General features: G+C 45.6%; 19 protein-coding genes and 1 pseudogene. 11 read left to right on the forward strand and 9 right to left on the reverse strand.

Annotation, left to right across the window (positions count from 1 at the left end):
* Positions 1-120: 120 nt before the first annotated feature.
* Positions 121-867, reverse strand: coding sequence for a peptidoglycan editing factor PgeF (pgeF, locus tag ACP2WE_RS13450; protein ID WP_425216068.1), 747 nt, complete (start codon positions 865-867; stop codon positions 121-123).
* A 120-nt stretch (positions 868-987) separates the two neighbouring features.
* Between pgeF and hemB the strand changes: the two genes are divergently transcribed.
* Both hemB and ACP2WE_RS13460 read left to right on the forward strand, forming a co-directional pair.
* Positions 988-1980, forward strand: coding sequence for a porphobilinogen synthase (gene hemB / locus ACP2WE_RS13455; protein ID WP_330482243.1), 993 nt, complete (start codon positions 988-990; stop codon positions 1978-1980).
* Between the two features lie 18 nt (positions 1981-1998).
* Complete coding sequence (locus ACP2WE_RS13460; protein ID WP_425216069.1) at positions 1999-2757, forward strand: pentapeptide repeat-containing protein; 759 nt, start codon at positions 1999-2001, stop codon at positions 2755-2757.
* A gap of 344 nt (positions 2758-3101) precedes the next feature.
* Here ACP2WE_RS13460 and ACP2WE_RS13465 read toward each other — a convergent pair whose 3' ends face one another.
* Positions 3102-5141, reverse strand: coding sequence for an eCIS core domain-containing protein (locus ACP2WE_RS13465; protein ID WP_425216070.1), 2040 nt, complete (start codon positions 5139-5141; stop codon positions 3102-3104).
* Between the two features lie 656 nt (positions 5142-5797).
* Between ACP2WE_RS13465 and ACP2WE_RS13470 the strand changes: the two genes are divergently transcribed.
* Positions 5798-6979: a PQQ-dependent sugar dehydrogenase gene (locus ACP2WE_RS13470; protein WP_425216071.1), complete on the forward strand. Its 1182-nt coding sequence runs from the start codon at positions 5798-5800 to the stop codon at positions 6977-6979.
* A 45-nt stretch (positions 6980-7024) separates the two neighbouring features.
* Here the strand turns inward: ACP2WE_RS13470 and ACP2WE_RS13475 are convergent.
* Positions 7025-7312: pseudogene (locus tag ACP2WE_RS13475) on the reverse strand (type I restriction-modification enzyme R subunit C-terminal domain-containing protein); the annotation flags it as partial.
* A gap of 268 nt (positions 7313-7580) precedes the next feature.
* On the opposite strand from ACP2WE_RS13475, the gene dnaK reads away from it, so the two are divergent.
* A complete protein-coding gene (gene dnaK, locus ACP2WE_RS13480; protein ID WP_425216072.1) occupies positions 7581-9488 on the forward strand; it encodes a molecular chaperone DnaK in 1908 nt (635 codons plus the stop codon).
* A 93-nt stretch (positions 9489-9581) separates the two neighbouring features.
* Here the strand turns inward: dnaK and ACP2WE_RS13485 are convergent, their stop codons facing one another.
* Complete coding sequence (locus ACP2WE_RS13485; protein ID WP_425216073.1) at positions 9582-10046, reverse strand: nitrate reductase associated protein; 465 nt, start codon at positions 10044-10046, stop codon at positions 9582-9584.
* A gap of 157 nt (positions 10047-10203) precedes the next feature.
* On the opposite strand from ACP2WE_RS13485, the gene ACP2WE_RS13490 reads away from it, so the two are divergent.
* The 4 genes from ACP2WE_RS13490 to ACP2WE_RS13505 all read left to right on the forward strand — a co-directional run bounded on the left by ACP2WE_RS13490 (position 10204) and on the right by ACP2WE_RS13505 (position 14304).
* Positions 10204-11277, forward strand: a complete 1074-nt coding sequence (locus ACP2WE_RS13490; protein WP_425216074.1) for a metallophosphoesterase family protein — start codon at positions 10204-10206, stop codon at positions 11275-11277.
* A 67-nt stretch (positions 11278-11344) separates the two neighbouring features.
* Entirely contained in the window at positions 11345-11815 is a 471-nt protein-coding gene (locus tag ACP2WE_RS13495; protein ID WP_425216075.1) for a tetratricopeptide repeat protein, read from the forward strand.
* Between the two features lie 330 nt (positions 11816-12145).
* Positions 12146-13624, forward strand: coding sequence for an alpha-amylase (locus tag ACP2WE_RS13500; RefSeq protein ID WP_425216076.1), 1479 nt, complete (start codon positions 12146-12148; stop codon positions 13622-13624).
* 107 nt (positions 13625-13731) lie between these two features.
* Entirely contained in the window at positions 13732-14304 is a 573-nt protein-coding gene (locus tag ACP2WE_RS13505) for a DUF1003 domain-containing protein (RefSeq protein WP_425216077.1), read from the forward strand.
* On the opposite strand, the gene larE is transcribed toward ACP2WE_RS13505, so the two are convergent.
* Entirely contained in the window at positions 14299-15147 is an 849-nt protein-coding gene (larE, locus tag ACP2WE_RS13510; protein WP_425216078.1) for an ATP-dependent sacrificial sulfur transferase LarE, read from the reverse strand. The genes ACP2WE_RS13505 and larE overlap by 6 nt on opposite strands.
* Positions 15148-15644: 497 nt before the next feature.
* Between larE and ACP2WE_RS13515 the strand changes: the two genes are divergently transcribed.
* Positions 15645-17006, forward strand: a complete 1362-nt coding sequence (locus ACP2WE_RS13515; RefSeq protein ID WP_425216079.1) for an 8-oxoguanine deaminase — start codon at positions 15645-15647, stop codon at positions 17004-17006.
* A gap of 79 nt (positions 17007-17085) precedes the next feature.
* Here the strand turns inward: ACP2WE_RS13515 and ACP2WE_RS13520 are convergent, their stop codons facing one another.
* The 4 genes from ACP2WE_RS13520 to ACP2WE_RS13535 form a co-directional block, all read right to left on the reverse strand.
* Positions 17086-17811 carry a cytochrome c biogenesis protein CcdA gene (locus ACP2WE_RS13520; protein ID WP_425216080.1) on the reverse strand — a complete coding sequence of 242 codons (726 nt, stop codon included), beginning with the start codon at positions 17809-17811 and terminating at the stop codon, positions 17086-17088.
* A 222-nt stretch (positions 17812-18033) separates the two neighbouring features.
* A complete protein-coding gene (locus ACP2WE_RS13525) occupies positions 18034-18384 on the reverse strand; it encodes a DUF1257 domain-containing protein (protein WP_330482938.1) in 351 nt (116 codons plus the stop codon).
* Between the two features lie 150 nt (positions 18385-18534).
* Positions 18535-20049, reverse strand: coding sequence for a stress-responsive protein Ycf46 (gene ycf46, locus ACP2WE_RS13530; protein ID WP_425216081.1), 1515 nt, complete (start codon positions 20047-20049; stop codon positions 18535-18537).
* Positions 20050-20239: 190 nt separating this feature from the next.
* Entirely contained in the window at positions 20240-20557 is a 318-nt protein-coding gene (locus tag ACP2WE_RS13535) for a slr0373 family blue light stress response protein (protein ID WP_425216082.1), read from the reverse strand.
* Positions 20558-20869: 312 nt separating this feature from the next.
* On the opposite strand from ACP2WE_RS13535, the gene ACP2WE_RS13540 reads away from it, so the two are divergent.
* Both ACP2WE_RS13540 and ACP2WE_RS13545 read left to right on the forward strand, forming a co-directional pair.
* Entirely contained in the window at positions 20870-21352 is a 483-nt protein-coding gene (locus ACP2WE_RS13540; RefSeq protein WP_425216083.1) for a hypothetical protein, read from the forward strand.
* Entirely contained in the window at positions 21349-21843 is a 495-nt protein-coding gene (locus ACP2WE_RS13545) for a hypothetical protein (RefSeq protein ID WP_425216084.1), read from the forward strand. The genes ACP2WE_RS13540 and ACP2WE_RS13545 overlap by 4 nt, the downstream gene beginning before the upstream one ends.
* Positions 21844-21880: the final 37 nt, after the last annotated feature.

Consider the following 21880-nt stretch of genomic DNA (forward strand, 5'->3'; position numbering starts at 1 on the left):
GTTACAGAGGGGCAAATTGCCATACCAGTAGCTCTATCGCAGCTATTCTCACGATTCAGAGCGCTCAAGCCTCAAAAATGGAAATTTTCTCGCCACCTTCACATTTATGAATACGCTAGGTTAGCCGATCGCAATTCCAGACCATTGCACCTGAGGCGATCGCTTGGCTTCTAGACCATGCTCTAAACAATAACGGCGATAGGAAAAAAAGTGTTCGGGGGTTTGTAAGGTGCAATAGGGTGCGATCGCCACTTGCTCGGCGTCAATCCCCAACTCTTTAAGTTGTTGTTGCTGCACGAGGCGCAGATCTAAACGACAGCGATCGGGCTCTCGATCGGGCGTTACACCAACGCGTGTTTGAATCGTTGCCACTACTTGCTCTGCTACAGATTGGGAAACTTGATAGGCTTCACCCGCGATCGCAGGGCCCAGTGCCACTAACAAATCTTTTAACTCGCTGCCCCGTTGGCACATCTGGATCGCGGTTTCTTTGACAATTTTTGCCGCAGTACCCCGCCAACCCGCATGTACGGCTGCCACTGCCCCAAGGCGGCGATCGCCAATCAAAATTGGTACGCAATCAGCGCTACATACCCACACTGAGGTCGGTGCATTAGCAAACTCAGGACTGACCCAAACTCCATCGGCTTCGGGTAAAGGCGGCTCGGTGGAAATATCTTGGGCATGAATCAGACGATCGCCATGCACCTGTTTGGCTCGATATGCCACACCCTCCGAGTAAAAACTCCTGTGCAAATCTTGGGGCATTTGAGGATTGTGCGATCGCGTAAAAAAGCCATGTTGCCACTGGGACAACAGATCGCAGGTGAGAATGCCATCGCGCCAATGCCAGCTAGACCCGTCCATAATTTAGGATGTCCTTGTTTTGGTACAATACAAGATCTAAGAGAATTTCAAAAAATTTACGAATAAAGCTCTATTACAACTCCAATTGTAAAGTTAGTTTAACCTTAATCGAGAATTTTCATGTCACTCACTCATCGCCCCCGTCGCCTTCGCCGCAATCCTGCGATTCGTCGCTTAGTTAAGGAAACCCACCTCACAGTTGACGATCTGATTTACCCCATGTTTGTGATGGAAGGGGAAAATACCAGGGTTGAAGTTCCTTCCATGCCTGGAGCCTATCGCTTTACGCTCGATCTGCTGCTCAAGGAAATTGCCGAAGTTTATGACCTTGGCATCAATGCGATCGCCCTTTTTCCTGCGGTTCCTGACGAAAAGAAAGATGTTACGGGCAGTGAAAGCTATAATCCCGATGGATTGATTCAGCGATCGGTACGCGCGATTAAGCAAGCGGTTCCAGATATTCTTGTCATTACCGATGTTGCTCTCGATCCCTTCACTACCCACGGTCACGATGGCATTCTCGATGAAAATGGCATTATTTTAAACGATCCCACCGTGGAAGTCCTAGTCAAAATGTCCCTGTCCCAAGCTCTAGCGGGTGCAGATATGGTTGCGCCCTCTGATATGATGGACGGACGCATTGGAGCGATTCGCCAAGCCCTTGACGAGCATGGCTACGAACACGTTAGCATTCTCGCCTACTCTGCTAAATATGCCTCGGCATATTACGGTCCTTTTCGCGATGCTCTGGGTTCTGCACCCAAATCTGGCGACAAAAAAACCTACCAAATGGATCCTGCCAATACGAGAGAAGCGCTCAAAGAGGTCTATTTGGATATTGCTGAAGGTGCAGATATCGTCATGGTCAAACCAGCACTTGCCTATCTCGATATTATTGCCAAGGTCAAAGAAGCAACCGATTTACCCGTGGCTGCCTATAACGTTAGTGGAGAGTACTCCATGATCAAGGCAGCGGCGCAGTTGGGATGGATTGACGAGAAAAAAGTAATGCTAGAAACCCTCACCAGTATGAAACGCGCAGGAGCAGATATTATCCTTACATACTTTGCCAAAGAGGTGGCACAGATTTTGGGTGTCCATCCTAGGTATTAGGTTTAAAAATAAAAGCTCATGGAAGCAAAACATCTCTTAGAACAATATGCCAAGGGAGAAAGAAATTTCAGCAGGTTGAACCTGAGTGGAATATTTCTCACGGGGGCTAACCTGAGTGAAATCAACTTGATTGAATCAGAGCTAGATGCTGCTGTTTTAGATTTAGCCAATCTGGAAGGAGCAGAACTGAACCTCGCCAGTTTGAATGGGGCAAATCTTAGTGGTTCTGATTTATCTCAAGCCAATCTAAATGGGGCAAGTATGAATCGTGCTTCTCTCATTGGTGCTAACTTAACCGAAGCGTTTCTAATTGATGCAGATTTGAGCGAAGCCATTTTACTAGAGGCTACGCTCAATCGTGCTTTCTTAACAGGAGCAAACTTGACACGGGCGAATCTCAATCGGGCAAAATTGGTCAATGCTTTTTTGACAGGAGCGTTTTTAAATGGCGCAAATTTGAGTGGAGCCAATCTTGTCGAGGCAGATTTGACAAAAGCAAATCTCACGGGAGCTAACCTCACAGGTGCAGATCTCAGTCGTGCCAATCTTACGGATGCCAAGTTAAGTTGGGCTAATCTTACGAATACAAAACTCGTTGGTGCTGACTTAACAGGTACTTACTTAGTTACCTTGAGAAGTATTACTGGGGCTGACTTTACCAATGCTAGAAATGCACCTGTTTCTATGATTGAGAGCGAAGAGCTAGAGACAGTGGAAATGGAACCAGAAAAAATAGAGCCAAAGGAAGTAGAGTCTACCCCAAATCTAGACGAATGAGTATCTAGCACCTTTTTAATTATCAGAAAAATCAGTCCGACCCATTTTGACTTTAATCACAAATCTCAGATCGGCGATCGCGCTATGAAATCGATCGGAGAGCTAACCAGACGCATATCAGCGATCGCTTCTCGGAGATTTTAGGATTTGTGATGTTTTGGAAGCACCAGCTAAAAATCAATAACTGAAACTGCGATCGAAGAAGTCGGTTGAATAGAACGGAAGCGATGTCCAACAGTTAAACAAATTGCGATTGTTTTGGCATTGCACACAAGGTATATTGATGGTTTCATGCTTTAGCCCAACCTAAGCGATCGGCGATCGCACTATCATGAGGGAACACATTAATCTTCACGACCAGTTGTGTCGAGATATATCTTGCGAATTGTCATATCGTCGTATTCTGGGTGGTTGTTAGGGAGCTTAACAACTCCGCCTGATTCGTGTATCCATGTTATAGCTCCACTTGCTGGCTTCACCTCTAGGTGGTTTTTCCCATCCGAGGGCTCCGTACTTGCACCAAATTTATTGAATTTTTCCCTCACAATCTCCGAACTTCGGTCACTCAATGAGTGTTTCCATCCTTGTGTCACTTTATACACTTTATCCATGAACTCATCGTACGGTTTGCTGTTAGTAATGAAATAGTCCTGTTTTGTTCCTCCAAGCTCATCGATTACTGGACCTTGGCTATGCTGTTGCCTGATCCGCCCATGTTCAGAAGTACTCTTGATAAAATATAACGACGGTAGTCTGCCCGATTCTTCTGTCGTGAATTTGAAATTCGGTAAGGTATACAGGTTCGGCACATTTCCCATCAGCTTTGTCTTAGATACATCCAACCATTCATCTAAAGTTGTCAATGACTCAAACTTATGTTCTACATCACTGTTATCCCATACTCGAACCATCGTGACTTTATACTCAGGCCAGCCTGCGGCTCTTAAATAGGATGGTCTATACCTTTCCCCATCGACTATGACCTTTCGCTGTAATGTATTGCCCTTTGTTTCCTGTAGTATCACCCTTTGACCATCGCTGTGACTCTTCTCAGTAATGCCCTTTACCCCATCTCCTACATCCGTACCGTCAGTTGTCCGCCAACGCCTTACCATGCTACTAGCCGTCGGAACTGCTCTTTGCTGCACCACATGAGTCAACTCATGGGCAATCAACTCCTGACCGCCTCGACTGCCTGGATTGTATTCCCCCTGCCGAAAGAACACATCTTGCCCCGTCGTAAACGCTCTCGCCTGAATCAATTGATTTAATTGGTTAGACTGGGTATCCGTATGCACTCTTACGCTTCTAAAATCTGCTCCCATCGCCTGTCCCATCCTTGCTTGCAGATTTGGCTCTAGCGACTGACCGCTACCTCTCACACTTTGTATCGATCTTTCTAAATCTTCAGAAGTATCACCTCCCAAGGTACTTCTAAGTTGCAGAGTTGGTTTCATCTGTAGCTCATCTTCATCCTCTGGAATATCTACTACATCCCTCTGAATAGATTCAAATAGAGGCTTCATCTGTAGCTCATCTTCATCCTCTGGAATATCTACTACATCCCTCTGAATAGATTCAAATAGAGGCTTCATCTGTAGCTCATCTTCATCCTCTGGAATATCTACTACATCCCTTTGAATAGATTCAAATAGAGGCTTCATCTGTAGCTCATCTTCATCCTCTGGAATATCTACTACATCCCTTTGAATAGATTCAAATAGAGGCTTCATCTGTAGCTCGTCTTCGTTTTCTTGACGATGAATGCTTTCAGGAGCATTAATCTTTTGTACGACTTCTGCTGCGACGCGATCGGCTTCTTGTTCGTACTTATCGCCTACCGCCCCGATCGCTAACTTAGCCTGTATCGTTTTTGCTTGATTTTCTTTATACCTCTGCACCATTTCCTGATGTTTTCGCTGCATGATGCTCTGTGACGAGCCGCGTACGGGGGTATACTCATAATTGGGGTCGGGTGCTACGTTCCCTCCCTCCTTGACTCTTTGCCGCATCTCGTCCAACTTGCGTTGCATGATGCTCTGTGACGAGCCGCGTACTGGGGTATAACCATGATTGGGGTCAGGTGCTGCGTTGCCTCCCTCCTTATATCGCTGAACGATACCCTCCCACTTTCGCTGCATGACGCTCTCGGTCGAGCCTCGGTTATCGTTACCTGAGAAGCTAAGATTTGTAAAGTAAAGATTTTCTTGAGAAGATTGCTTGTCCTTATTTTCTGCTAAGTCTCTTTCCGCTTGAGATGATTCTGCGTTTTGTGGAGCCGCAGATGGTTGGACTTGAGGAGGTGCAAAGGGGCGCGTTTGAATTTGTACGGCAGGTGGGGCAAATGATGAGTCGGTTGCGGGTTTATTTGTATATTCGCTCACAGTCAAGCACCTCTCGCGTAAACTTGAGTATTACCTATATTTCAGACTAGGATGCAAGCAACAAGACCCGATAAAAATCTATAAACTCTTCATAGAACCGATTTCGAGATGCTTGCGATCGCTATAAAAAATACCAGAATTTTTTCAATGAGCATATTTTAGCCGAAACTCCGCTTAGAATGCGAGTTTTTTGTAGGGATACTTGGAGAGTCTATTGAGATCGGTCGCTGCTAATAGCTTGGCGTAATTTCTACAGGCGATCGCTACTTTATTTCTTTCTTGCTCCAACTCTTTTGCTCGTAGGTTTGGGCAAATAAGCCCCAGTTAGCCAGTTGGGTGAGTTCGTGTGAAAGTAGCGCACCATATCCATCAACAGATATAGATTATATTATTTGAGAAGTGTCGCAAAACAGTGGTCTTCTATGTCTGACTATTAGAAGATCTTCCTTGCCAAAGCCCTAAGGGGGCAGGGGATTTGACCCTTGATGAGATTAAAAAAATATTGGTTCTTGATATCGTTTAGCATTCTATTCGCTGTCTTGGCTGCGAATTTTTTTTGGGTTAGGAATGCTCAGACTCCCACAATCCCATCATTTTTCGCTGCGATCGTCAGATCGTCTCCTTTATCTCTGCCAGTTCCATCCCCTCCATTAAAATTGAGTGAGAAGAGAAAGGCGATCGCGGGAGAGGACTTGCCAGACTCAACTCCTATAAATTTGACCCCTCATGCGATCGCGCTGAATGATGGTAAAAGCTTTGATTTATATCTACCGCAAGAATTTCAGATTACGCCTGCTGCTCAGGGCTTAAAGCGAATTAGAGCGATGGCAAAAAGCCCAGATGGTCGCCTTTTTGTGCCAGACATGATTGACCTGAGTGACAATAACGACGGGGCAATCTATATCCTAGATGACTTTGATGCCACTCGTGGTACGTTTGGCAAAGCTGCCACCTATCTCACCGAACTTCGCAATCCCAATAGCCTCACCTTTTATACCGACGATGCGGGAAAGCATTGGTTATATCTTGCCTTAACCGATCGCTTGGTTCGCTATCCATATCGAACGGGAGACCTTAAACCTTCTAGTCCACCTCAAACGATCGCGACTTTCCCCGATCGAGGACTGAGTTACAAATATGGTGGATGGCACTTAACTCGAACCGTAGAAATCCATAATAATAAAGTCTATGTTTCCATTGGCAGCAGTTGCGATGCCTGCGAAGAAACCGAAGCCGTGAGAGCATCCATTCTTGAGATGGATTTGGATGGTAGAAATTCTAGACCTTATGCCACAGGTTTACGTAATGCAGTTGGGATTAAATGGGTAAGTAAGGCTGGAATAGAGAATCTGTTTGCGACCAATATGGGATCGGACTATTTAGGCGAGGACAAACCAGAAGATACGTTCTACCTTGTTGAGGATGGCAAAAACTATGGCTGGCCATATTGTTACCAATTCGAAGCTCAAATCTATGCCGACGAAGAATTTAGTCGGTCTGACCGCGCTATAGATTGTCGTAAAGTGCCCCTAGCCGATGCTACGTTTCCCGCACATAGTGCGCCATTAGGTTTCGCCTACTTTGACTCAACGAATACAATCTCATCTCTCAAAAACTATTTTTTGGTGGCTCTTCATGGCTCTTCTGAAGTTAGCTTAAATCGTGGTTACGAAATTGTGAGAGTAGCCAAGGGGCGATCGCCAGAGCCATTTGTCACAGGTTTTTTGCAAAATGGTGTTGTCTACGGACGACCCGCATTCATTTTGCCTTGGGGAACCAATGCGTTTCTGGTCACTGATGACCGAGCAGGGGTGGTCTATTTCATTAGCCCAAAGTGAAAGCGAAGAAAATATATCTCAAATGGATGAAGCAGAACTTACAAATCAGGCGGCTCTATCCTGCAAATACAAATACTTCTGAAATCCGACGAACACTTCCTTAATCGTTGGAATATTTCCCAGTTCTGTAACTGCATCGCGCACCGCATGATATTTTAGCTCTAGTAGTTGTGGTAATTTCGATCGATCGAGTTCGCCTATGCCTTCTTTGATGTATTGCTCTAGAACAAAGTCGAGAAATTCTTGCTGCTTACCGATATAGTGAGAGAAGATTGAGGATTTATGAGCCATGACGCGATCGCTGGGGCATATCGGTACGGTGTTATATGCGATACCCCCAGCGATCGCGGAGTTGAATGTTTGCAGCGATCGCGTCACCATCAAACATCTAAGACTGGCTAAATACTAACTGCTAAACACAAACAGTCCCCTCATTCCTGACAACCAATCCCTGAAAACTGGTAACAAATCATGCTGCTGTACGGTAAACCCTACCTTTTCTGGGGAAAAACCTGCTGTGTTAATTCGTAAAACTAGTTAATCTTAGTCTCTAGTAACCATAGAAATTAACAAAAGTTCTGAATCAGGAGTTGGAAGCCTCATGGCAAAAGTAGTTGGAATTGATTTGGGTACGACAAACTCAGTCGTCGCCGTTATGGAAGGCGGCAAGCCCACGGTAATCGCAAACGCCGAGGGCTTCCGTACTACCCCTTCAGTTGTGGCTTACGCTAAAAACGGCGATCGCCTCGTCGGGCAAATTGCCAAGCGCCAAGCTGTAATGAATACTGACAATACGTTTTACTCGGTTAAGCGCTTTATTGGCAGACGTTATGAAGAAGTAAGTAACGAATCTAAGCAAGTTGCTTACAAAGTCCTTAACCAAGGCGGTAACGTCAAAATTGATGCACCCGCAGTTAGCAAGCAGTTTGCTCCCGAAGAAATCTCTGCCCAAGTATTGCGTAAGTTAATTGACGATGCCAGCAAATATTTAGGCGAACAAGTTACCCAAGCGGTTGTAACGGTTCCAGCCTATTTTAATGACTCACAGCGTCAAGCCACCAAAGATGCTGGCAAAATCGCTGGTGTAGATGTGTTGCGGATTATTAACGAGCCTACAGCAGCGGCGCTTGCCTATGGTCTAGACAGCAAGAGCAATGAGACCATTCTGGTGTTTGACCTTGGTGGTGGTACGTTTGACGTATCAATTCTCGAAGTGGGGGATGGTGTGTTTGAAGTGATGTCAACCAGTGGTGACACGCACCTTGGTGGTGATGACTTTGACAAAAAAATTGTGGATTGGTTGGCTAACCAGTTTCAAGCCTCTGAAGGCATCGATCTGCGCAAAGACAAGCAAGCGTTACAGCGTTTGACCGAGGCTTCAGAAAAAGCTAAGATCGAGCTATCTAGCGTCACCCAAACTGAAATTAACCTGCCTTTCATCACGGCGACTCAAGATGGGCCGAAGCACCTTGATGTCACCCTAACCAGAGCAGAATTTGAAAAGCTATGCTCAGACTTAATCGATCGCTGCCGCATTCCTGTCGAGCAATCGGTCAAAGATGCCAAGATTGACAAGTCTAAGATTGATGAAGTCGTACTCGTAGGCGGTTCTACCCGCATCCCTGCCGTACAAGAACTGGTCAAAAAGATCTTGGGCAAAGACCCTAACCAAGGTGTTAACCCTGATGAAGTTGTAGCCGTTGGTGCTGCCATTCAAGCAGGTGTCCTATCGGGTGAAGTCAAAGACATCCTCTTGCTTGATGTTACACCTTTGTCTCTCGGTGTCGAAACCTTGGGTGGTGTGATGACCAAGATTATTCCTCGCAACACCACCATTCCTACCAAAAAGTCAGAGACCTTCTCAACTGCTGTGGATGGTCAAAGCAATGTAGAAATTCACGTTCTGCAAGGCGAGCGCGAAATGTCGGGCGACAACAAGAGTCTGGGGACTTTCCGCCTAGATGGAATTCCCGCTGCTCCCCGTGGCGTACCCCAAATCGAAGTCACCTTTGATATCGATGCCAACGGTATCTTGGCAGTAACTGCTAAGGATAAAGGTACTGGTAAGGCTCAGTCGATTACGATCTCTGGTGCTTCTACGCTGCCTGATATTGAAGTGGAGCGCATGGTGAGAGAAGCCGAGAAGAATTCTGCTGAAGACAAGGTAAAGCGCGAACGCGTGGAAGCCAAAAACCAAGCCGATTCTCTAGCCTATCAAGCTGAGAAGCAACTCAAAGACTTGGCTGACAAGGTTCCCGATGCTGACAAGACCAAGATCGAAGGCTTGATTAAAGACCTACGTGCGGCAGTTGCAGCCGAAGATCACGATCGCATTCCCACACTTAGCGAAGAACTCAAGCAAGCTTTGTATGCCCTCAGCACTTCTGTCTATCAACAAAGTGGTGATGGTGGTGCGGCTCCTTCTGGTGAGCCTCAAGATGGTGCAACCAAAGATGCTGCGAGTGGCGATGATAGCGTGATTGATGCTGACTTCACCGAGTCTAAGTAAGTTAACAAATAGAATGCAGGGTTCTCCTGCTTAGTTCTTAAAGAAAAGGAAGAGGGCAACCTCTTCCTTTTTGCTTTTTAGGCTATGCGATCGCTAGTTATCAAAATCAGATAGATGGAACTCTTTTAAAGCAGGGAAAAAATTACTATTCTCATGGTTGGAACTACTGAGCTTGATGAGGGCAAACCTTTGCAACGGGCTTAACGTCAGCCATTGTTCTAAGCGAATTGCATGGCCTACTTCCAAGGATTTGAGATACACACTTTCGGGAATAGTCGTCGTATTGAACCAATCAGGATTGCTCGGAATCTCTAACTCACTAGGGTAAGTGCCTGAATATTCCAATACCCAAGTTCTTAATAGAGAACGATAGTTAAGAATTTCTGTTTCCTGTTTGCAAGGTAGGTCAACCAAGGTTTGACGCTGGGCTGTAGTAAATTGATGCCAGTGTTGCAGTTTGAGTTTGATGCTACAGGTATCGAGTTTAAATCTCACTTGCATGGGAATACAACGCAAAGATTCCACAAAGTCAGCTTCAAACTGAAAGAACTGAGTCATATCCAAACCTAATAAATAACGCCTATTTTAGATCGCTCTGTAGCATAGTATTGGCTAGTAAAGTGAACGGAAAAATTCTTCTGAATATTGTAGGCTAAGATTATTGGCTATTAGCTTTTGGCTTTTAGACCGATCCCTGACAACTGACAACGAAATTATGGGACTGAGTTTTAAGTTTGCGATCGCTTCGGATTTACATATTGCCTTACCTAGTACGATTTACGAGCACCCTGGGCGATTTCATCTAGTCGAGTTCAGCATTCCTGCCCTAGAGGTGGTTTTAGACCATTTATCGCATTTTGACCTAGATTTTTTGCTCTTACCCGGCGATCTGACCCAACATGGCGAAGCTGAAAATCATGCTTGGTTGGCGAATCGCTTGGCAAGATTGCCCTACCCTGTCTATGTCATTCCCGGCAATCACGATTTGCCCACGCCCGAGCATTTCAACCAGTTTACGCCCCACTATCAAAAATTTGGCTACGATCCCCAATTCGGAAACCAACTCTATTACGCGCAGGAAATTTTGCCAGGCGTGCGTTTGATTGGGCTAAATTCCAATTGGTTTGATGACCATGGTAAGCAGATCGGGTGGCTCGATCGCGAGCAGTTTGACTGGCTTAAAACCATCCTTGCCGATCGCTCTGCCCAATTGACCTTGGTGACGATCCATCACAATATTTTGGAACATATGCCCAATCAGTCAAAAAATCCACTGGGGCAGCGCTATCTACTTGACGATCCTGAGCCTTTTTGTGAGTTGCTGCAACAAGCGGGCGTGCAATTGGTATTCACTGGTCACTTACACGTTCAGGATATTGCTTGGAGCAATCGCTATGGCTTTTATGAAATCACCACAGGATCGCTCATCAGCTATCCTCATCCCTATCGCGTATTGACCTACGAGCAAAGCGAACAGTCTACAAGGCTGAACGTCCAGTCATTTCGAGTGCGATCGCTCCCGCAACAGCCCGATTTACAACATTTTTCGAGGGAGTGGATGGGCGATCGCTCTTACCCCTTTGTCCGAAAGCTCTTGACCCAGCCGCCACTAAATCTATCTTTAGAAGTAGCTGAAACGCTCATGCCTCAGCTACGCTATTTTTGGGCAGATCTAGCAAATGGGGATGCTAAGTTTAGCTTTCCTGAATTCCCACCTGACCTACGCGCTTACTTTGAAGCCTTTAGCGATCGCCCCCCTGCTGATAACGATGTTACCCTGATGTTGTAGCATCATAACGGGACAGAACAATCGACCAATAGCCCTCACCTAGTCATTGACTAGAGTCATTACCGCGATGAGTCAGCCACCTATTGATTCTTTATTAAAAGATTTAAAGAGCGAAGATGAGGACATTCGCACGCAGGCAACTCAGGAACTTTGGCAAATTTGGTTTATGCAAAAGGGGGCTTACGGGCTCGATCTAATTCGGCAGAGCCAAACCCTATTAGAGCAGGGCGAAACCAGCAGGGCAGAAGATTTACTCACAGAACTTATCGACGACCAACCCGATTTTTCGGAAGCTTGGAATCGTCGTGCTGTTCTCTATTACACCTTGGGTAAATATCAAAAATCACTCAAAGATTGCCAACATGTCATCGAACTCAATCCTATCCATTTTGGCGCGATTCACGGGATGGGCTTATGCTATGCCGCCCTCGGTGACTATATGTCTGCCATCAAAGCTTTTCGCCGCGTCTTAGAACTTCAGCCTTATGCTTTGATCAACCAAAAGTTGATTTTAGAATGTACGGCTATGCTGAATTAAACTTCAATTTCTAAAGATCGAGGACAACCTTGGAAGTTCTGGGTTCGAGAGGTAGATCGATACAGCATCAGGATTGAGGAATTGTGGAAGTAGGTTCATGTTCTTTATGAAGGGATTCCAAGAAAAGCTGACTCTCAGGTGTGACCGAGACCATCCCCAATCTGAAGAAGAATGTTGTGCGATTTTCTGTGGCGCGGGGTCATTCTTAAGATAGATTTTAAAAAAGGCAAAGAAACCCGTGCGATCGCCTTGTACAATTCAGATCGTAGAGGACTGAGCGTGCGACTCAAAGGATTAATCACAGTAATTTCTTCGTAGGGAAATCATTTTATGTCTGAACCTAATGGTGTCATGATGCAATATTTCCATTGGTATGTGCCACCAGATGGCAGCCTTTGGAACCAGCTAGCAGAGACCGCTAAAGATTTGGCTAAGGTTGGGATTACCTCCGTGTGGTTGCCTCCAGCATACAAAGGTTCAAGTGGTGGTTATGATGTTGGTTATGGTGTCTACGATTTATTCGATCTCGGTGAGTTTGAACAAAAGGGATCGGTGCGAACGAAATATGGCACAAAAGCAGAATACCTCCATGCGATTAAGGTGGCACAGGCTGCGGGTATCAGCGTCTATGCTGATGTCGTCTTCAATCATAAGCTCGGTGCAGATGAAGCAGAAGAAGTCGAAGCCACACCCTTCGATCCTGAAAATCGCAATGCTCCAATCGGCGAGTATCAAACCATCAAAGCTTGGACGCATTTCACTTTCCCCGGTCGTGGCGAGCAATATTCCAGCATGAAATGGCATTGGTGGCATTTTGACGCGATCGACTACAACGCCTACAACGAAGGAGAAAATGCCGTTTACCTACTCAAAGGGAAAGAGTTCGATCGCAATGTCGATTTAGAGAAAGGCAATTTTGACTATCTCATGGGTTGCGATCTAGATATGTCTCACCCTGAAGTCTGTGGCGAGTTGAAATATTGGGGTGAGTGGTATCTCGATACGACTGGTGTTGATGGTTTCCGATTTGATGCCGTCAAACATGTATCAGCGCATTTTTTCCAAGAATGGATCGAACACGAGCGCAACCATGCCCAACGCGACCTATTTGCCGTAGGCGAGTACTGGTCCTATGAAGTCGAGGCTCTCCACAACTTTATCGAAACCACTAATGGGAGGGTGAGCCTGTTTGATGCACCGCTACATTTAAACTTCCAAATTGCCAGCAAGTCAGGCAATAATTACGACCTCCGCCAAATTTTTGACAATACCCTCGTTCAACAACAGCCTGCCCTAGCAGTAACGCTAGTCGATAACCATGATTCGCAACCTTTGCAATCGCTGGAATCAGTGGTTGAAGCTTGGTTTAAGCCCCTCGCCTATGCGTTGATTTTACTGCGGCGCGAAGGATATCCTTGTATTTTCTATGCTGACTATTATGGTGCTCACTACAAAGACAATGGGAACGATGGCAATGAGTACGAAATTTGGTTAGATAGTCATCGGGAGCTGATCGACAAATTCCTACTTGTGCGGCAAACCTATGCCTATGGCGACCAGTATGATTATTTCGATCATGCCAATACGGTGGGTTGGACAAGACTGGGAGATGAAGAACATGCGGGAGGAATGGCAGTCATCTTGAGTAATGGGGATAATGGTAGTAAGTCTATGGAAGTTGGGCAACCCAATCGCACCTACATTGATATCACCGAGCATGTCAAAGAACCGATTACAACCAATGACGAGGGTTGGGGAGAATTTCGATGTAATGCCGGCTCTGTATCTGTCTGGGTACCGCAGAATTAATCCCATTTCTCCTCATGGATGCTACAAAAGCACTCCGCATCTACAACAAGGTGCGGGGTGTAATCGTGGTGGAGTTCAAGTGAAAAAGTATAAGGATAGATGAAGATATGAACCAATTACCAGAGCAGGTTCAGAAAAATATTGATACAATTATTGGGCTTCAAGCTCAGCAAGAACAAAATATTCCAGGACATCATCGCATTGTAGAAACGATCGCTGCGGCTTTTGGTCAGCCTTGGTTTCTCTATACTGAACTTATATTCTTCACGACTTGGAGTATCTATAGCTCTCTGGCGAATGCTGGTCTTTTGGACTGGGAATTTCCTCTATTTAATTTACGCGAGCAGGGAATTGATGTGGCGGCACTGCTGATTTCCACAGGTGTCTTGATTTATCAAACCCGTCAGGAGAAACTAGACAACGAGCGATCGCATTTAATCTTGCAACTGAATCTCCTCACCGAGCAAAAGATCGCCAAACTAATTGCACTGGTGGAAGAATTGCGCGTCGATCTACCCGACGTGCAAAATCGCTACGATCTCGAAGCCGAAATGATGCAGCAAGCCACAGATCCACAAGTCGTTTTGGATGTGCTTCAAGAAACGCTGAAACAGGTATCCATTGAAGTAGATCGACAGGTATCTGAAGAAGAACAATCTTCAACAAAGCCTGACTCATGAAGAAAAGCTAGAGACGGCTGCTCGTTGTAAAATCGCATCATTGAGTTTGCCACTCCGAAAGCCTTCGAGATCGAGGGTAATCGTCTTGAACCCAAAGGTGCGAAAAGCCTCGGTGAGTTCTGTTAATTTTATGCTCGTGACAAAATCAGCAATTCGATCTAAGGGAACTTCGATTTTAGCTGTATCTTCGAGCGATCGCACCCTTATATCTCCTAACCAGCCCATGTCTCTGAGATATTGTTCGGCATTTCCTACCCGATGGAGTTTCTCAATCGTAATTTCTTCTCCATAGGGGAACCGAGAGCTAAGACAAGGTTGCGAAGGTTTATTCCACCAAGGCAGTCCTAAATTTTGCGAGAGAATTCTTACTTCTAATTTACTGACTTCCACTTCGGCAAGAGGCGATCGCACGCCTCTCTCTTTGGCAGCGGCAATGCCAGGGCGATAGTCCTTGAGATCGTCAGCATTCAGCCCATCCACCACATAATCATAATCGAGGGACTTGGCTAGGGGTTTCAGCGTGTCGTGGAGTTCGCTCTTGCAAAAATAACAGCGGTTGACAGGATTCGATGTGTAGTTAGGATTCGCCATCTCAGCGGTCATGACAATTTGATGGGGAATGCCAATATGTTTTGCCTGAGACTTTGCAGCTTCTAGATCGGAGGGCAATAGCGAAGGGGAGTTTGCCGTGACGGCTAAAGCGCGATCGCCCAATAGATCGAAGGCAATTTTTGCCACCAAGGTGCTATCAATGCCGCCAGAGTAGGCAATCAAAACTTTCTGTGATTCTGTGAATATCTGTCGCAGTTGGTTCAGTTTTGTCTCTAATCTAGAATTATGCATAGGTACTTTAAGTGAAAACGGGGAGACACTTTGAATTGATGAATTGAGCCTTTACCTAGTATGGCGTATTTAAGAACTCAATCATAACTATTCTCCCTTGCAGTTAAAAATTTTTTAGATGTGAAGACTTGCTCTTAATTCATTACTTAATCAGATAGAACTTTGCAAGAACTAAAACCAATTTCTCTTGAAATTGCGACAGATCGGGTTTTGTGTTCCGCGCGGAGCGCGGTCTTTTCAAAAAGATGCGTTGCATCACTTTTTGAAAATGGTATAACCAGATCTACGGAAGATATTTGGTTTTAGAGCTACAGCCCAATATTAAAAAAGCTAGAAATTGGCGCAAATGACTGGGAGCATTCTGTAGAAATTCTACAAACAAATATCGCAGATTAGCTTTCGGTTTCTTCTAAAGCTAGAATTTGTGAATCTCAATACATCTGTGCATTTATCTTTGCTGTAAATAAAGCAAATAACTTATATTTGGGATTTGCTCTATGTCAACCTTGCTGGTCAAGAACATCCATACCTTGGTCACAATGGATGAAGCACGACGGGAAATTCTTAATGCGGCGCTGTTTGTGCGAGACAATATCATCGAGCAGATTGGCATAACACAAGAGTTGCCCCAGATCGCAGACGAGATTTTAGATTTACGAGGTCGGCATGTTGTACTTCCAGGACTTGTAAATACCCATCACCATTTTTTTCAGACCCTCACGCGTGCTGTCCCAGCAGCTCAAAACTGCGACTTATTTAATTGGCTGCAAGCGCTGTATCCAATTTGGTCAAATCTCACGCCAAAATCTATCTATATCAGTGCCCAAATGGCTGCAGCCGAGTTAATGCTATCGGGTTGTACGACGGCTAGCGATCATCTCTATATCTTTCCCAACGGTAGCAGGCTAGATGATGAAATTCAAGCTGTGGAGGCGATCGGGCTAAGGTTTCATGCGAGTCGCGGCAGCATGAGCGTAGGGCAAAGTCTGGGGGGGCTTCCTCCTGATTCTGTGGTTGAAAAGGAAGTCGATATTTTGAAAGATAGCCAACGTCTGATCGAGCAATATCATGACAATACGCGTCATGCCATGCTCCGCATTACCCTCGCCCCTTGCTCGCCTTTTACCGTATCTCAAGATTTGATGCGGGAATCAGCAAAATTAGCGCGATCGCATCCCGGAATTAGGTTACATACGCATTTAGCAGAAAACAAGTCGGATGTTGCTTACAGCATCACGAACTTTGGTGTCACACCTGGGGACTATGTGGAATCAGTTGGTTGGTTGGGAGAGGATGTCTGGCATGCCCATTGCGTCCAGTTGGACGATCGCGCGATTCAAATGTTTGGTAAAACAGGGACAGGAGTGGCCCATTGCCCCTGTAGCAATATGCGTCTTGCCAGCGGTATGGCACCCATTCGTAAGATGCTCAATCATCAAGTACCTGTAGGTTTAGGCGTGGATGGATCGGCATCGAATGACGGCTCCAATTTATTGAATGAAGCCCGTACTGCCTTTCTGATGGCACGAGTTCGCGAATTGGATGCCAATGCGATGACGGCGAGGCATGCACTGGAGTTGGCGACGCTGGGAGGGGCAAAAGTTTTAGGGCGAGACGATATTGGGTATCTTGCACCCGGCATGTCTGCGGATTTCATTGCGATCGACCTTGACCGCCCAGAGTTGGCAGGGGCTCACCACGACCCAATCGCTGCGATCGTTTTCTGCCAAGTCAACAGAGTGGACTACAGTTTTATCAATGGTCGCAAGGTTATCGATCGCGGACGATTAACCACGATTGAACTAGAAACCTTGATTGAAAAACATCATAAATTGGCACATCAATTGATTGACGGATAGATTTAAAAAAGCTCTGTCCCATTTTAGTATCGACAGAATCAACACTTTGTTAAACAAGGTGAAAAGTTACTCAATGCGCTCAAATAAAACGATTGAGAATTGAAAGCGTACCAAATCCGATCAAAATTGCGCCACTCGTCCAATTTAGCCAACCCGACCAACGTCGCATCGATAGCAATCCTTTCATCATGCCTGCAAATGTTCCTGCCAGTAACAATGGCAACACAGAACCCAAGGCATAAATCAGCAATAGCCCCGCACCCAGCAAGATGTTTCCAGTACTCGATACCCATGTCAGCAGGGTAATCAAAACTGGTGTGCTACAGGGCGAAGCCACCAGTCCAAAGGTCAGACCAACCAGATAGGAACGAATCCCACTGGGTAATTGACGTGAAATTTCTACATTGCCCCAGTTCGGCAAGCGCATGGGTAAAAGTTCAAGCAGTTGCAATCCCATGGCGATCGCGACGACACCCATGACGATTGACCAACCCCAACCTGTCTGTCCGTAAATTTTCCCAAGAAATGCCGCAGCTAAACCAAACCCTGTCAAGGTTGTGGCAAAGCCTAAGGCAAACCAAGCAGACTGTAAAGCCGCCGCAAAAGTAGATTTCGATTCAAACCCACCGATATAACCAATCGTTAAAGGCAGCATCGAAAGCGTGCAAGGAGTCAGACTCGTGACCAAACCTGCTAAAAAGACTAAACCAATACTCAATACAGAAAAATGATCCAACTGATTGAGCACGATCGCATTCGACCAGCGATCTACTTGATAAAGCCAAGAATTGAGTGAATCTAGCATGTACAGAACTTGAGCATAAAACTTACCTATAGTGTAAGCATAGTCAGGATATCCATCATACAGATTCCTAGATCCCCGACTTTTTCTGATTGGTGCGAAAAAATCTACAAAGGTTGCCCCAAAAGTCGGGGATCTCTGCTGCGGATTTATACCATCAAACAAAAAAGAGGCTAGCCGTAGGAGCTAGCCTGCAATTTTGAAGTTCAATCATTCGTGATGTAATTACTGCACCACAAGTTTGACATTTGCGTTATTGAGTCCAGGACGCTTCACTTCGTTGAGGGTCTTGTTAACTGCATACTTTTGGTTGATCGAGTTGATCAGCTCGGTTTGGTTGTGCTTTTTGGCAACTCCCCAAAGATCGGCAATCAGGTCAAAAGAGCCATCAGCATTACGCGACCAGCCTAGATCGTAGTCACCTTCGAGGGTTGCTACGATGTCAGAGCGTAGGCGCTGCCCATTGTAGCCACGGACATCGGCATCAGTTTTAACGGTGATACCTAGATCGCGCAGGGAAGATTTTAAGATTTCGGCGTCAGTAATTTTTGTGCGAAGTGTGCTGAAGTGAGACATAATAGATTTACTCCTGTAAATAATTGTTAATCGAGGGAGAGTACCGTTGGCGCGGTACAGTTAGTTGACTTCGGACTGCTAGACTACTGGTTGCTCTGGGAATAGCTCCTACAGTCTAGCCTTTACCCAGTTAAAAACTGGGAAAGCTTCTTAAAACTCCATACGCTGATATTCAGCGACGGTAGTGGCGGCGGGGCGTGCCCGCAACCTTGCCCAATCACGTAGAGCAGAGACCTGCTCTGTCATCGTGCGCGATAAAGGAGTCGTAGACTTAACCGCAGAGATAATGTCTAACTGAGTAAACTCCCGATCTTGGGCAAAAGCTTCATACATCGCAGCAACGATGCCTTGTTCGATTTCGGCTCCTGAAAAGCCATCAGTCACGTTAGAGAGCTGACCGAAATCAAAACGCGTAATATCAGACCTGCGCTTGCTGAGATGAATTTCAAAAATTTGTTTGCGCTCTTCAAAGTTGGGCAAGTCCACAAAAAATAACTCGTCAAAGCGTCCTTTGCGTAAAAACTCACCAGGTAAGCGATCGACACGGTTTGCGGTTGCCATCACAAACACAGGCGACTTTTTCTCTTGCATCCATGTCAAGAAAGTACCAAAGATGCGAGAAGAGGTACCACCATCTGAGTCCGCTGAGCCAGCACTACCCGCAAAGGCTTTATCTAACTCATCGATAAACAGAATCATGGGCGAGATTGATTCGGCAACCTTGAGCGCACTGCGCAAGTTAGCTTCTGAGCGTCCTACCGTAGAGCCGTCATAGACTCGACCCATATCGAGGCGGACTAGTGGTAAAGACCAAAGTCTCGCAGTTGTCTTGGCAATGAGAGACTTGCCACAGCCTGGCACGCCCAAAATCAACATACCTTTCGGTTGTGGCAAACCATATTCTCTGGCTCTTTGGCTAAATGCATTAGAACGCTGACGCAACCAATGCTTCAACTCTTCTAGTCCACCTACGGCAGAAATACCTTCATCTTCTTCGATGTATTCTAAAATGCCATTTCGTCGAATGAGCTGTTGCTTTTCTGAGAGTACGATGCCAACTTCTTCTTCGGTGAGGCGACCTGTTGTGACCTGTGCCTTACGATAAACCTTTTCTGCTTCGTCATGGGTCAACCCAAGGGTAGCACGTAGCAATTTTTCTTTGGTCTCGGGTGCTAGTTTTTTGATGCGAGACGCGCCAATTTGCTGAGCCAAGACCTCTTCTAGTTCTTCGATCTTAGGAAGGGGGAAATCTAGGACGATAACTTCTTTTTCAAGCTCAATCGGAATGACCTGTACGGGAGACATCAAAATGATAGATTTTTGCGTGCCTTTAAAGTTGGCAATTACGTCACGCAAGCATCTAACAATAACTGGGTGATCGAAGAAAGGATGCAAATCCTTAAATACATAGATCGCAGGCTCTTTTTGATCGGAGCGAATAATCCACTTAAGGGCGGCTTCCGCAGACTCTGTGTTGTGCTGACTACCGCCACCCGCTTGCCCATATTCAACAATGCCGTGGGTGACCGTCCAAATAAAGATGCGTCTCGCCGGCTTGACCTGGGAAACTAAAGCGATCGCGCGTTCGGCTCTTTCTTCCTCAGGAGTATTGAGGTAGATCAAGGGGTATTGAGCTTGAATAAGGATACTAAGTTCTTCTTGCATATTCGTAAAGAGGATTAACCCTCTTGCCTCACCTTGATGTCTAAACTTTTTAAGCCTCAAACCTGAGCAAGAGCCTACGTTTGAATTTAACTTACTGGTGGATGAACTACTTAGTTATATAGTTAGCATTCATCTGTAGTTGTTTGAACCTATTCTTTGAATTTAATTTCGTTTGAAATTGTGTTTGAACCTATTGACAAACGACAAGTTCTTCGTCTTGGCTATCGGCTTTATCAGCCTCAGTCTTGGTTGTACAGTTATGACTGCCACCAATGGCTAAAAGCTCACCGCTTCGTACTACAACCGCTTGGGAACATTCAGGGCAGTTATAGACTTGGTGCGTATGACCAATGCCCGAAGATTCCACAATCTCAGCATGGGATAAGTAGAAACCTATAGCTTTTTCAGCTAGATCGGACATAGGTTCTTGGTCGATCGCCGAACGAATTTTTAACTGTCTGTGTAAGTCTGCTGATAGATACAGAGTGACTTTTTGCTTGTCCTGCATAATATTTGATTAGGTGGAATACCCGGGTATTGAAGCAATATACTTGCCTACCCATATGCTGTCAAGATACTTTGCTGGCTTGACGTCAATATCGTTACATTTATTTACACTGGAACAACTTAATTTAGAGATTCGTCCTATGTGGCATGGGTGAACGTGATATGGATGTAATGATGAATACATCGCGACGACACTAGATCGATTCATCCAGACATGAATTTTGTATGGCAGGCAAAGCGCTAAAAATTAATTCAAGTGTTTTTACGTTACAGATCGAATTTAAAAAGACAGTATTAAATGGAGATGACGGTCATGCAAGGGCAAAAGGGGGCTAGTTGGTTCGGTTTGATTGGATTGGTAGCAGCGATTTCTATGGCTGCGGCTCCTGTGAGTTTGGCGCAAAGCGAGTCGATCGCTCTGTCACACAACTTTAGACCCGACCCAATTAAACTAGGTGGCAGTACGGGTGGCAATGTGAGTTTAGCGAGTTTGGCTGGTATTGATGCGAACTGTCGAGGCTTTGCACAGACGCAGCCCAATCATGTGATTACGCTAAATGAAAGCTTTCCGTTACTAGATTTTTTGGTATATACAGGTGGCATCAATAACGATCCTACAATGTTGATCAAAGGACCTGGAGGCATTGTGGTTTGTGCGGATGATGAATCCCAAGGACGTAATCCTCAAATCTCAAGACGGCTCCTCCCAGGAACTTATCAGGTTTGGGTGGGTTCTAAAGATGCCAATCAATCCTTTCGATATACCCTTTCGTTGAGTGAAATTCGCCAAAGATGAAGTCAAAGATGAAATGGATGCGATCGCCTAGACAGCTTTTTATCTCAGTGGGTCTCTTACTTGGGTTAGTCTTGCCTAATTCCTTGCTTTGGACGCCGCTAGCCAATAGCCAGGAGGCAATGAAGCCCCTTTCCCCCAGATTTAGTCCCGACCCACAGGTGTATATCGGTACAACCAGTGGCTCAACTTCTCTACAATCTCTTGCGGGTTTAACACAGGTGAATGGGTCATGCCAAGGTTTGGCAAGTCAAACGGCAAATTATATATTTGTTGCCGAAAAACCCTTTAGTTTCCTGAGTTTAAAAGTAATTGCCATTGCCAATGGCAAAGCTACTTTGCTGGTTAAAGGTCCCGATGGCATCTATTGCCGCAACAGTTCTAAGCCTTCCCTTGAGGGCACATGGGCATCAGGAACATATGAAATTTGGGTAGGCTCCGAAACAGGGGAGTCGATTCCTTTTCGACTATCGATCAGCGAGACAAGTCAGTAATCAAACTACAAAAGAAAGCCGCAGAGAAACCTAGTTT

Origin of the sequence: Tumidithrix helvetica PCC 7403 (assembly GCF_965232925.1) — a bacterium.
Classification (GTDB): domain Bacteria; phylum Cyanobacteriota; class Cyanobacteriia; order Pseudanabaenales; family Pseudanabaenaceae; genus Tumidithrix; species Tumidithrix helvetica.

Bases quoted from the DNA above. Each gene is read 5' to 3' on its own strand.
- ACP2WE_RS13540 (WP_425216083.1), top strand. From the start codon at position 20,870: ATGCAAGGGCAAAAGGGGGCTAGTTGGTTCGGTTTGATTGGATTGGTA.
- ACP2WE_RS13460 (WP_425216069.1), top strand. From the start codon at position 1,999: ATGGAAGCAAAACATCTCTTAGAACAATATGCCAAGGGAGAAAGAAAT.
- ACP2WE_RS13485 (WP_425216073.1), bottom strand. From the start codon at position 10,046: ATGACTCAGTTCTTTCAGTTTGAAGCTGACTTTGTGGAATCTTTGCGT.
- larE (WP_425216078.1), bottom strand. From the start codon at position 15,147: ATGCATAATTCTAGATTAGAGACAAAACTGAACCAACTGCGACAGATA.
- ACP2WE_RS13505 (WP_425216077.1), top strand. From the start codon at position 13,732: ATGAACCAATTACCAGAGCAGGTTCAGAAAAATATTGATACAATTATT.
- ACP2WE_RS13545 (WP_425216084.1), top strand. From the start codon at position 21,349: ATGAAGTCAAAGATGAAATGGATGCGATCGCCTAGACAGCTTTTTATC.
- hemB (WP_330482243.1), top strand. From the start codon at position 988: ATGTCACTCACTCATCGCCCCCGTCGCCTTCGCCGCAATCCTGCGATT.
- ACP2WE_RS13520 (WP_425216080.1), bottom strand. From the start codon at position 17,811: ATGCTAGATTCACTCAATTCTTGGCTTTATCAAGTAGATCGCTGGTCG.
- ACP2WE_RS13535 (WP_425216082.1), bottom strand. From the start codon at position 20,557: ATGCAGGACAAGCAAAAAGTCACTCTGTATCTATCAGCAGACTTACAC.
- pgeF (WP_425216068.1), bottom strand. From the start codon at position 867: ATGGACGGGTCTAGCTGGCATTGGCGCGATGGCATTCTCACCTGCGAT.
- ACP2WE_RS13495 (WP_425216075.1), top strand. From the start codon at position 11,345: ATGAGTCAGCCACCTATTGATTCTTTATTAAAAGATTTAAAGAGCGAA.
- ACP2WE_RS13500 (WP_425216076.1), top strand. From the start codon at position 12,146: ATGTCTGAACCTAATGGTGTCATGATGCAATATTTCCATTGGTATGTG.
- ACP2WE_RS13525 (WP_330482938.1), bottom strand. From the start codon at position 18,384: ATGTCTCACTTCAGCACACTTCGCACAAAAATTACTGACGCCGAAATC.
- ycf46 (WP_425216081.1), bottom strand. From the start codon at position 20,049: ATGCAAGAAGAACTTAGTATCCTTATTCAAGCTCAATACCCCTTGATC.
- ACP2WE_RS13490 (WP_425216074.1), top strand. From the start codon at position 10,204: ATGGGACTGAGTTTTAAGTTTGCGATCGCTTCGGATTTACATATTGCC.
- ACP2WE_RS13515 (WP_425216079.1), top strand. From the start codon at position 15,645: ATGTCAACCTTGCTGGTCAAGAACATCCATACCTTGGTCACAATGGAT.
- dnaK (WP_425216072.1), top strand. From the start codon at position 7,581: ATGGCAAAAGTAGTTGGAATTGATTTGGGTACGACAAACTCAGTCGTC.